At 27.7% G+C, this 13,095-nt stretch carries 6 protein-coding genes; all 6 read left to right on the plus strand.

Features of this window, described 5'->3' with window-relative positions:
• Window positions 1-135 precede the first annotated feature (135 nt).
• The 6 genes from U3G01_RS01380 to U3G01_RS01405 all read left to right on the plus strand — a co-directional run bounded on the left by U3G01_RS01380 (window position 136) and on the right by U3G01_RS01405 (window position 12,817).
• Window positions 136-6,120, plus strand: coding sequence for an SGNH/GDSL hydrolase family protein (locus U3G01_RS01380; protein WP_255030512.1), 5,985 nt, complete (start codon window positions 136-138; stop codon window positions 6,118-6,120).
• Between the two features lie 444 nt (window positions 6,121-6,564).
• The gene (locus U3G01_RS01385) at window positions 6,565-8,283 is read left to right on the plus strand and encodes a hypothetical protein (RefSeq protein ID WP_255030510.1); all 1,719 of its coding nucleotides are present in this window, start codon (window positions 6,565-6,567) and stop codon (window positions 8,281-8,283) included.
• 184 nt (window positions 8,284-8,467) lie between these two features.
• Window positions 8,468-9,667 carry an Mbov_0400 family ICE element protein gene (locus U3G01_RS01390; protein ID WP_255030508.1) on the plus strand — a complete coding sequence of 400 codons (1,200 nt, stop codon included), beginning with the start codon at window positions 8,468-8,470 and terminating at the stop codon, window positions 9,665-9,667.
• A 128-nt stretch (window positions 9,668-9,795) separates the two neighbouring features.
• Window positions 9,796-9,951, plus strand: a complete 156-nt coding sequence (locus U3G01_RS01395; protein WP_255030506.1) for a hypothetical protein — start codon at window positions 9,796-9,798, stop codon at window positions 9,949-9,951.
• 184 nt (window positions 9,952-10,135) lie between these two features.
• A complete protein-coding gene (locus U3G01_RS01400) occupies window positions 10,136-11,377 on the plus strand; it encodes an Mbov_0400 family ICE element protein (protein ID WP_255030504.1) in 1,242 nt (413 codons plus the stop codon).
• 249 nt (window positions 11,378-11,626) lie between these two features.
• A complete protein-coding gene (locus U3G01_RS01405) occupies window positions 11,627-12,817 on the plus strand; it encodes an Mbov_0400 family ICE element protein (protein WP_255030502.1) in 1,191 nt (396 codons plus the stop codon).
• The last annotated feature ends 278 nt before the right edge of the window (window positions 12,818-13,095 follow it).

A 13,095-nucleotide genomic window follows, 5' to 3' on the forward strand; every position in this document is an offset into this window, starting at 1 on the left:
AGTTTTTTTGTTTAAAAATGTTGTATAATTTAATTTTTATTTTATTTTTCTAGTTTGCTCCTTATCTAATTGGACCAATCTAATCGATTTGTATTAAAAAAAATCTGGAATAACAAAAAGAAGCGGGGTAAAATAATGAAAAAAAATATCTCCAAACCTGATTTTTCTAAAGCATTCAAAATCTTTTTAAGTTTCGGTACTTTATCTCTGGCCGTCTCTGGAATTACTTTGATTGGTATAAAAAATCGCGATAAAACCGAGCACTTTGATATACCAGTAACCCATTCAGCTCAGGAAACTGAAAAACTTTTAGACCAAATTAACTATTTATCAATTGGCGATTCAATTTCTGCAGGTTTTAATTGGGATTATTCACTCGATCTCCGTGGAAAAATTGACACAAATAACAAAATTAATGGACTCTCATATCCAGCCTTTTTTGCTAGTTTTATTCAAAAAATAAAACCAAATGCACTTAAATCCTTTGATAATTTGGCTCTTTCTTGAACAACAGTTAGTGATTGACTTTACTTGCTTAATCCCGAAAATGAAGTCTATAAAAATTCTGACAAGACCCATTTTCATTTTAATTATTATTTAGACCAAAAATTAGACTCACCATATGGCGAGCAAATTCGCGATGTTTTTGGCGATTTTAATTCAAATAGCTACCCAAAACTTCATCAAAAAATTAAAGATTCTAACTTGCTAACTCTTTCATTAGGCGCAAATGATTTAATCGAAGCTATTGATTTTCGCACAATCGCAAAGCCAATGCAAAAACTTGCAACAAAAGCTGAGGCAAATTTTGAATTTACCCAAAATATTGAAATTGCAAGCCAAAAAATCTACAGAAATTTACAACTGCTAATTCAAAGTTTGCGAAAAATCAACCCTGATTTACAAATAGTTTTAGTTGGCTATAATTCTTTGTCTTCAAAAATTATTAAATTTTTTGAAAAAATGCTCACAAACGAAATTGGCGTTCCAGAAAATTATGCTGATTTAATAATACGGCATTTGAATTCAACAATCCAAAAAGCCGCAAAAAGTCAAAAAGTAAACTATGTTGATTTATACAATGAATCAATTTGACAAAATAAAACGTCTGAATTTGCTACAAACGACTTAGATATTCACCCATCAACTAAGGGCTATAAAAAAATGGCTCAAGATTTGCTGTTTAAATTAGCCTTTGAACAAGACCTAGAATTCAAACAAGAAGCAAATACTAAATTACAATGGGACGAAAATTATGTCCAAAAAGACATTAACTCTTACCGCCGAATTCTAAATTTAGGTACAAATACAGAAATTTTTGACGCCTTAACAGTCGAGAATTCACCGGAAAAGTTTATTTCAGAAAATTCTGAAATTGAAGAGTTAACCATTCAAAATGTTAAAAAAGCTGAAAACTCGCCGATAGAAAATTTTATAAATGTGATACTAAATAATAATTTTGGCGCGTTTTTAAACCGTTTTATCCAATTAGCCGTTCAAAATAATCCAAGTGTGGAAAAAATTTTAACTGATTTTTGACAAGAAAACCAACAAGCTGGCGCTTCTTTTACCGAAATTTTGCAAAAAATTTTCTCAAGTGGCTTTTTTAGTAAAATTATTGACCGCTTTCAGTCTTATGTCCAAGATGTAACTAATAACAAAACTTGAGAAAAAGCAACAATTTCTGGCCTTGTTAGCTATATTTTTGCTGATTTTGACGAAAAACAAATAATTGATGTTTTAAATACCGTTGTAACTTCCGAATTTGCAGATAAAAATCCTGAAAAAATTAAAGATTTAATTTTTGCATCCATTTTTGGCCAGACAATAGTCCAAGATTTGCTAATAAATAACATTATCAAAATCGACCTTAAAAATAAAGAAGATTTAAAAATTGTTTTTACTTTTGATTCGATAAGAAAATTATTTTCTAAAATAATTACTGACTACCATCTTCGGTCAAAAGACTATAAAAATTCACAGAATTTTCACGAAATAATTCGTACTTATTTAGAAAATCCTGACAATGACAATGATAATGTTGTTTTTATTCGAAATTTTATCTCTGAAACACTAAAACATCATGAATCTGTTCAGTTATTAGTAACAATTATTAACGATAATTTTGAGTTTAATTTGAATGAGGAAGATCAGACTTCGATTGTTAGTCTTTTAGTTTCACTTGCCGATGCTGTTGTTCGCACTAATGTTTGGGCTAAATTAAATGATCAAGCAGCAAAAAATTTCCTAAGCGCAATCAAACAAATCAAAACTACTGATATCGCTGAAAATATTGCTTCAATTTTTTCAGAGCAAATTTATACAAATTACTCAACTTTTTTTAAAGATTCAAAAAATTTACTTGATTTATTTCACGAACTTCTAAGTTTTGACCTGAGCCAAAACCAAATTGATTCACTAAAAAAATTACTTAATAAATTCTACCCAATTTTAACAAAATTTGACCTAAGTAATTTTATTGATACTTCAACCCCAAATTTTGCTAGTTTTTCATTCTTTTTTGACTCACTTAAAGATTTTTTGTCTTCAAATTCATTTAAGCCACTTGCTGACATTGTAAATCAAGCGATTAACGATTTTTTAGTAAATAAAAACAAATACCAACAAATTGACAACTTAAATCGTTTTGGTTTTCAGTTTTTAGCCAACAATTTGCCAAAACTTGAGGAAAATATTTACGAATTTATCGCTATAAATGTAGAAAAAGAGCAATTTTTAACTAATCTTACTAGTTTAATTTCAAGTTCATTAAGCTCACAAGGATTAAATGAACAATCAATTAAGACTTTTACATCAATAATAGAACTAATTTTTCAAGATTTTCGAGTTAAATATCATTTTTGAAAACAAGATAGATCAGCTCCAACTGATAATTTAATTTTTGCCTTTGTAAAGGCTGCCTTAGAAAATTTTGAAGCTTTTTATAAAGAAAATTCTGACCGGCATAACTCAGAAAAATTACTTTTAGAAGAGGCTAAAAAACAACAAAATGCACTAGAAATTGAGCAACATTCGCAAAAAATTGCTTTAACTGATCAACAATTAACCTTTCAAAATTTTTCTTCATACTTTTTAAATAATTTCTTTACTGAAGATACAATTTATAAATTCTTAAAAAATCTTGCAAGTCTTGATTTTCAAAGTAAAATTTCAAATCAAGACTTAGTTTTATTTTTCAAAAACCTTTTTGGCCAGTCTTTTTTACAAAATCAACTTCTTGGCAAATTAGACCAAAATAGTTTTTTTGGTAAGCCTAAAATTCAAAATTCACTTTTAAATATTTTAACAACCTTTTTTGAATCACAGCAAGTTGAACAATTACTTTCAGAACTTATTGACTATTTTTTTGACAAAAAACAATTTGAAGCACATCCAAATTTTGATTCACTAGTTAAAAATTTTATCAAGCAAAATACTTCCCTAATTGAGCAAGTTTTTACTCTTTTCTTAGGAGATTCTTCAACTTGAGATTCAATTTCTGAATTTTTAAAAATAATTTTGGAAGAATATAAACTAAATTTAACTGAAGCTTCAGTTCAGACAACTTTGGATTTAGTTCGTGATATTTTTTCAAAATTAAAAGACTCAACTTTAGATTTTGATCAGCAGCCAAAAACTCATTCGCCACTAATAATAAAAGCCTTAATTTCAATTATATTTGATGCAATTTCAGGTAATTCTACTCCTAAAAAACCGGTTCTTGAGACTTTATTTGACAGTTTTAGCGTTGATATTGCTAATAATTATTATTCAGCAGAAGCAACAAATACCCAAGGCCAAGCTAAAATTTCCCAAGATAGTATTGCAACTTTGATTTCCGAAGTTGTTAGAAGCGAACCTATTTCTGAACAGATTCGGGCAGGTTTAGCAAATATTCCAAAAGAATATCTCGACAGTGTTATGCCAATTTTTGATTGATTTTTAAAATCACCGGCATTAAAAAATCTGTTTAATTCATATTTTAAAATAGTTGCAAAAACTCAAATTAAACAACCACTGAATAACCTTTCATTAATTAAATCACTATTTGAAAAGCAATATTTTAACAAAATTATTGGTGAATTTATTGTTGAATTAGACGAAAAAAGCAACACTTTGAGCGATAATTTTTCAACACTAGTTGGAAAAATGCTTGATACTCAATTTGAAAACGCTGAATTTCAGCCGTTTTTTAAACTAATAAAAGAAATAATAAAAAATAATCTTGAAAATTTTTACAAAGAAGAAATTGATCCAAAAGGACTTTTTCCAGACGAACCTTTCACTGTTAATGTAAGTCAGGATTTATCCCAAGTATTAGTCAATGCTCAACCTTTTAGTGATGCTGAGCAAGGTCAAAACCAAAACCAAAACCAAAACTCTTCATCGCAAGAAACCCCTCAAGAAACAAAATCACCTCAAATTCCGGCAAATTATTCTAAAGAAAATGCCTTATTAACAAAATTTATATTAGTTTTAAGCAAATTCACAAGCGGTGAGGTTTCTTTTTCAAATGTTCAAACACTTTTAGAATCCGAAATTGCAAACGAAGGGTTTATCATTGACCTTATCAAACAAATTGCAACAGTTTATAATCTAATTTCTGCAACTGAAAGGGATGAACTTTGAAATATCATCGTTAAAATTTTTAATTCATCATTTTTCAAAGACAAAATTAATTTGTTAAGCATTGGCGATGTGTCCACTTTTTCACTATTTAGTGGTTTACCAGCAGACAAAAAGCAAAAAGTCGAACCATTACTTAAAAGGGTGCTCATAAATTTTTTACCTGATTCAATTAATAAAATTTTAATTTTTCGTCTTTTAGATTATATGAATAAAAATTCTGCTTTATTCAAAGAAGTAAAAACATTTTCCGGGCTTTTAACTAAATTTTTAAGTGATCAACCCAACAAAAACGCCAATAATACCCATACAAATTCCCAAAATGAATCAAATTCTGCATTTTTAAAATCATATCTATGATCTGTGGTTAATTTTTTAATAAAAGATGCTGAATTTGCTGATTTAGCAGCCGACATAATTGCTGTATATTTAAAATTAAATTTAGATAATAACCAAAATCTTACTAAGGTTAAAATAGAAAAACCAAGAGAAATAATAACTAAATTTCTCAATGATTTTGTAAATCTAGGACTAGAAAATCCGTTACTTTCAGGAATTTTAGATCAAATTGTACAATCGATCAAAACTTTAAATCCAAACCAAGAAGCCACAAGCTTTTTTGGTGCTATTTTTAGCAAATTAGATTTAGCAAAATTAATTAATCTTGATTTAGTTGTCAAAATTGAACCAAAAATTGGCGGAAATGACTCAACTAGCCAAAGTCCAGTCGATCAAAAAAATCTAATTGATGAAAAAAATTTAACAATAAAAACCCCAACTAATCAAAAAATTTCAACTAAATCAATTGCTGACTTTTTTGATTTAATATTTTTAGCCTCACCAAACTGAGATAAGACAAAGGAAAATGAAGCTTCGCCAATTTTAAAAGAATTAAATCATATAAAATACACCGGAATTTCATTTGAATCAATTTTTAAATCAAATCAAAAAGACCCTCAACTTGAGGCAATTTCAAAATTATTCCATAGAATTTGGTTCTCTGAGAACAATGGAACTAATAAAATTACCATCAAAAATTTTAAAAACTCATCAAAAGGTAGAATCCTTTATAGATTAGTTTTAATCCTTCTTTTTTATACATACGAATCGAGAATTTCGCAATACTGACTAAGAAGTTCAATATTTTATGGCGGTCTAATTTCCTCTTGAAATGCATCTGAAATAATCCGTGCTTCATTACAAAGCGGACAACAGTCTAACAAAAATAATACAAGCAATAAGGATTACAATTCTTTTATTAATGATGTAATAGGCAACCCAGCAAAACCTAAAACTAGTTGATGGCAAATTTTTACGTCTTATTATTCAGCTTCCGATGTTAAATTAAACGATATGCTAACAATGATTTATTATAATCAAGATAACAATCGTTTTTCTAAAGACACTGGTCAACCTAAATTAAGAGACCAAGTTTTGCAGCAAATTCATGATGGAACCTATCCTGATAAATATGATAATCCAGCTAAAAGATAGTAAATGATTACAAATTTAAATTAATGGTAATATTTTTACCGCTAATTAATTTTATATCCTTTTTATAACAGAGTTTTGCTTATATATTTAATCACAAAAAACTTCTAAAGGCGTTTAGAAGTTTTTTGTGTTCTAATAACAAATATTAGGCAGTGATCACAAACTTCGCTAGTTTACAATTTTAGGAAAATTTAGCCATTTTTTGCTATAATTTAACTTTAATAAAAATAAATTAAATCAAAGGAATGAATCATAGCAATTAAAGATTGATTAAAACTAAAATGATTTAGCCCAATTAAAAGTCTAAATTAGTGTACTAACTTAGAAATTTATATTAAAAAAGTTAAGCAAACAAACAAAATAAAAGCATTTATTTTTTAAAACAACAACGGCAAAGCAAATTTAACTTTTTAATAATAGCCCGTTTAATTTGTGGAGTATTTTATGTTACATTTAATCTATAAAAAATTAAAAAAACAAAAAATTTTATTATTAACTACTAGTTTTTTAGCACTACCTACTTTGTTAGTTTCTTGCTCCGATCCTCTTCAAGAACATCTTCAAGAACTTGAAAAAATCTCAAAATCAATTGCTTCTGATATCTCAAAATCAATTGCTGATGCTGAAAAAACAATTCCAATTTCAGAACAAAATCCTGAAATAATTTCTAATTCGGTTCTAGGATTTAATGGTCAAAAGAAAAACCCCAAAGTAGCAAAAAACCGTTTTGATGTTGCCAAACATTATACCGAAGAAATTCCGAACGCAAGTTTTGTTTCTGGCAAATTCGGTACTGGAAAATACGGATTATTACCCTATTGATATTTTTTACAATCAATTCCTAAATATTTAGAAAATAAAGGCTTTGGTACTCGCCAATATAATAAAGAAGAATATTTAAAACGACTTGATTATTTTGATAAAAGACTTAGTGGTTATTTTATCCGTAATTTTAATTACTCTCATACCACTGGGGAGGGGGGCGAAGTTGAATTTTGGAAGCAAGGGCTGCGCAGTCAATTTAAAAAAGTCGCTGAGCAAATGAAGGCAAATCTAGATTATGATAAATTCGAAGATTTGATTGATAAGGATAAAGCGGTTAAACCTGATGAAATAAAAGCAAAAAAAATTTTGCCAATAATTAAGCCTGAACTTGATCGTTATAATGCCCAAATTCCTAAGGACAAGTCAATACAATACGTAATTGTTTTTGATTTTTTACTAGCTAATGAAAGAATTTTGCCTTCAGATGTTGACGTAACCCCATTATCTAATAAAGAATTAAAACATGATATAGCCCGTTATTTCCGTGATGATTATTACATTGAAAAAGGCTATAAACCTAGCAGTCCTGAAAAATTGTGATATGAACTTGGCTGATCTATGCTTCGCGTTCAGCGAATTATAAATTCTGTTAATAATGCAAGATGGATTTTACGAGATATGCACAATATTGAAAAACTACTTTTTGAATTAACAGATAAGGATAAAGAAATTGATGATCAATTAGATTCAATATTATATCAAGTTCATGGCGCTGTAGGTTCACATGAAGTTGAAGGTTTTGTAGGTGCGCTTGAACAATTTTTAGACCCTAAAGGTCATTTAAACTTGCGGAAAGATTTGGTATTTAATATCGACATTTCAAATAACCAAGATGATCAGTCACTAATTAGTGATTTTATTGACTATTACAACCAAAAAATTGCGCCATTAATTTGAAGAATTAATTTAAAACGAGAAGCTAATAAGAAAATAAAAACTCTAACAAAACTTCTCAAAATTCGCAAAGATGACTATTATTTCAACACCTATCTAGCTCCGCTTTTGCCAGAAATTAAAGATCTACCTGACGAAGAAGATGTCAAAATTTATAAGTCACATTCGGAAGATCTTCAAGAAAAAGGGGTTGAAGGAGCTAGAAAGGTTGGCGTAAAAGAATGAGGTATTTGACTAAAAAACTATCAAGATAAATATGGAATTAAGTTCAAACCCGTGGATGGAATTGACAATGATTTTGTTGATCATTCAAGTTTATCTTCTGTTCCAACACCAGAATCAATTGAAAAAACCAGTCCAAGTAGTACCCTAAATAATACCCAACAAATACCCGAACAAACCGAAGTAATCCACGGGGAAAGCGAACCTCAGGGGCTAAACTAATTTTATTTTTAAAATATAAAAACCACCTAAAAGTGTAAATTAACAAAAGTGTACAATCAGAATTCCTGATAACAAACTAGTTATCAGGAATTTTTTTTATTAAATTAAAATTTTAAAAAAATTTATCCATTTTTTGCTATAATATATCTTTAATAAGAATAAATTTGAATTAAAGGAATAAATCATGGCAATTAAAGATTGAATAAAAAATAGTAAATGAGCAAAATTCACACCTTATATGCCAAAACATAACATACTTTTCAATGTTTATGGCCAGCCAATTAAAGGACATCCCGTTGTTATTTGATATAGCGATAACACGGATATGTATTATTTTGCCAAAGCACGAAGTGCTTCTAAAAATGGAATACTAATGGATAAATTACCAACAGAAATTCTTATTCCTGCAAGTGCGACAAAATCTAATTCTTTATTTTTTAATGATAGTCTACTTGATTGCTGGCAAATTTTTAGAATGCGGGAAAAAGATTTTAAAGTTGCTTATGGAAGAAGCAACTTTCCAGAAATCGACCAACTCCCTTTTAATTATGCAATGCAAATTATTAATCAAGTAGAGAAAAACTTTAAAAATGACCACATTTCATTAATGAATGTAAGTATTTCAGGATATAATGATAGACAAGAACCTATTATTAAACCAGAATTGCTATATGCAAGCAATGCTAGTTTTAACCAAGAAAAAGTATGATGAAGAGAATTATCAAAAAATAGAGATTCTGAAACAATGAGAAAAGCCAATGCTTTTGTTGTAAATTATCATCGCAAAGAACACACATCAGTAGAATTAAATCCAGTTAAAGATGGAATAGACATAACAAAAGAAGAATTAATGGTTGATAGAGTTTATACTCCAATTTATCATTATATATATGATAATGAACTATTAGATAAAGGCACTAATGTTGCTCAAATTATCGATTTAGTTAAAAAAGATATTTTTAACACCGAAGAATTTAAAGACTATAAAGTATCAGATGCTGATGTCTGAGGTAGTCTCACTCTTCCTTGGGAGCAAAGAAGAGTGAGTTTAAATAGTGTTGATGAATATCGCATAAATTCAGACAAATTAACTAAAATTCAACAAAACTATTTTTTCTATAATACAGAAGATAACAAACTTTTAGAATTCAAATCAGCTTATGAAAACCAAAAATTAGCTGAATGAATTGATAATAGTTGTTTTTATGATGAGTTTAGAGATTATATTGAACAAGGATTTGAAGGTTATGATTGGTCAAAGGAAGTGATAGCTACTTGATTTATTAAAGAAAGATTTTGTATTGAAAATACATCAATCATTGATGAAGAATTAAAAAATAGAAATCTTTTAGTCCAACAAGAACATCAAAAAGATAAAGAATAACAAACTCAAAAACCTACTAAAGGAAGGAAAATGTAATTCTTAAATGTAAGTACCATTTATGGTACTTTTTTGCTGCTTTAGTCTATATTATAAATAATTAAGCATTAATTTTAAGGCTGGGCCTGAAATTGACAGTCAATTTTTGATGAATCAAGTTTATCTTCTGTTTCAAAGCTAGAGTCATTCAAAACATTAGTTCAAATAATACTGAAGATAATACTCACCAAAAAACCGAAGAAATTGAAGAAGCCCAAGAACCGCTTAAACCTCAGAGTCAAAACTAATTCTATTTTTAAAATAAAAAACCACCTAAAAGTGTAAATTAACAAAAGTGGCACAATCAGAATTACTGACAAATAACTAGTTGTCAGAATTTTTTCTATTAATTTAAAATTTTTAGAAAAAATTTAGCATTTTTTGGTATAATATTTCTTTAATAAGAATAAATTTGAATTAAAGGAATAAACCATGGCAATTAAGGATTGATTAAAACTAAAAAAATTTAACCCATTTAAAGGTTTTGTTTTTAATAGTTTTGCCCAAGAAATAAAAGCAAGACCAGTAATTATTTTTTACGATAGCGAAGATGATACTTACTATTATGCTAAGTGGCGTGATGCACGTTTAGACGATGGTAAGTTAAAAGACCCTTTTAAGGGTGAAATTTTGATTCCAAAATCAAACAAGCCTAACACTTTATTTACAAAAGACTTTTATTTAGATTGTTCGCAAGTTTTTTATATTTGCGACAGACAGCTAGAAGAATTAATCAAAAACCGCCTAAAGATAGAAATGCCTGACGCAAGAGAATTAGAATTTGATCAGGTGGAAAAAATTTTTAGCAAGATTTATGAAACTGTGACATCTAAATCACCTTATATTGTAATTTCCGAAGTTTCTTATGATTCAAAAAGAAAAAAAACTAAGCCAAAAGTTTGATATGCTAGTGACGAGCATTTAAATAATGATTATAAAACCATTTGATTTAAGACTAGAAAAATTAAAAAATTAAAAGATAAATTGCACGAGCATGAAGATGATGTTGAATTGGAAAATCTTAAACTCAGCTTAAATGAAGTTTGAGGAGAATATTGACAAGAAAAAGTGTATGACCCTTTATTTAAATGAATAAAAGAAAACCAATTTATTCAAAAAGGATTAAATTCAATTGAAATTATTCATGAATATAATAAGTTATCAAGTCCATTAGTTCCAGTAACAATTAATGGCGAAAGAATTCATACTTGTTTAGTTAATAACAGATGACACGATAGATGAGATTTTAGTTTGTCTAAAAAATTAGAGGCAACTGATTTTAAATTTATGATTGACTGATTTGAAAAAAATGAATTAAAGATTAATATGGAATCTTTTGGGCAATTTTGCAAAGTTATGAAAAAAGAATGGCCACAAACTCATGTTTTTGATTTCCTAGAACTCGAATTTGAACTTAAACGACAATTATCCAAACTAGAAGAAAAACAACAGAAAATACAAAATCAAGAGACACTTACAGTTAAACTTACTTATCAAAATGCAAGATTACTAGCTGAAAAATGAGTCCAAGATGAGCAAGAAGTAAGATTAAAAAATGAAGAAAAATGAAGAAAAAAAGGTGTTTCAAAATTCGAAACGGATGAATTTATTTATCATGATGCAAGATTACTAGCTGAAAAATTAATCTACGAACAAGAAGAAAAATTTAAATAAGACGCTAAAATTCAAAATGAGAATGTAGAAAGCAACACAAATACAAAACCATACACTTAATTGTTGTAATTTTTTTGCTAGTTTTTGACCATGCGGGCTTAAATCATTAACTAATGTTTTTTCCTTAGAAGATAAAAATTTATTTTATATTAAAGAATTTTATAAAAAAAGAAAAATTTTAGAAAATTTAGCATTTTTTTGGTATAATATATCTTTAATAAGAATAAATTTGAATTAAAGGAATAAATCATGAGAATTAAAGATTGAATAAAAAATAGTAAATTAGCAAAATTCATTCCTTTTAAATTAAAAAGGACACTAGTGTTTGATAGTTTTGGTCAAAGAATCGATTCAAAACCAGTAATTATTTTTCATGACACTGAACAAAATTATTACTATTATATTAAAACTCGTGATGCTCGTTTAGACAACGGTTGACTAACAAAATATATAAATGCCGAAATTTTGTTTCCAAAATTAAACAAACCTAACACATTATTTACAAAAGATTTTTATTTAGACTGTTCGCAAATTTTTTATATCCACGACAGTCAACTTAATGAATTAATTAAAAATTACCCAGAGACAAAAATACTTGACTTAAAGGAATTAGAATTTGAGCAAATAGAAGAATTGTTTAACAGGATTTATCAATGCCTAAAATTATACACACAACCTTTTATTGTAATTTCCAAAGTTTCTTATGATTCAAAAACAAAAATAACTAAGTCTGAAGTTCAGTATGCTAGTGATTGGAATTTAGAACATGACTATTCTAACGCGATAAAAAAAACCAATAACACCAAGAAAATTAAAAAACTCGAAGAACTAAAAGATAAATTAAAAAAAGATAAAGATATTGTTTATGTAGAAAATTTTGAAATCGCCTTTAGAAAAGCTTGAAGAGAATATAACGAAGAAAAAATATATAATCTTTTATTTGATTGAATTAGTGAAAAAAGATTTATACAAAGAGGATTAAATTCATTAGAAATTATTCAGAAATATAAAGCACGTTTAAATCCAATAGTGCCTATTAATGTAGATGCTGTAATTATTTTTGCTTCAATGTTTAAAAAACGTGATTTAGCTTATGAATTACTAGCCACTGATTATAAATTTATGCTTGATTGATTTAAAAAAAATGATTTGGATATAAGTATAGAATCATTTAAGCAATTTCGTAAATCAATACAACACGCACAAGACTTAACTGAAGTTTTTTATTATGATAAATTGGAGAACCAACTTAAACAAGATTTATCTAAACCAAAAGAAAAACAACAGCAAACCCAAAATCAAAAGATAATTAGAGTTGAATTAACTTATCAAAATGCAAGACTACTAGCTGAAAAATTAATCCAAGATGAAGATGATGAAGAAGAATGACTAAAAAGTGAAGTAGAAGAATTTAAAAAATTTGTTGCAGAATTAAAATAAGAATGTAAAACGAGAAAAATATGGAACTTGGACACTTAATCGGAGCGATTTTTTCACTAGTTTTTTGATCTAGTTTTGGAATTTTTATTAAAAAGTTAAGCAAACAACAAAATAAAAGCTTTTATTCACTAATCCTGGGTTTGTCAGTTTGATGGCAAAAATTCACTTTTTAGGGAATATAAATACGCAAAAATACCCGTAAATTCGGGTTTTTTGCCGCTAAAACCTTAATTTTTATAATTTTGAAATTAACCTTTTGCAAAAAAAAAAAAAAAATG

Source organism: Mesomycoplasma ovipneumoniae (assembly GCF_035918255.1).
Classification (GTDB): Bacteria; Bacillota_I; Bacilli_A; order Mycoplasmatales; family Metamycoplasmataceae; genus Mesomycoplasma; species Mesomycoplasma ovipneumoniae_A.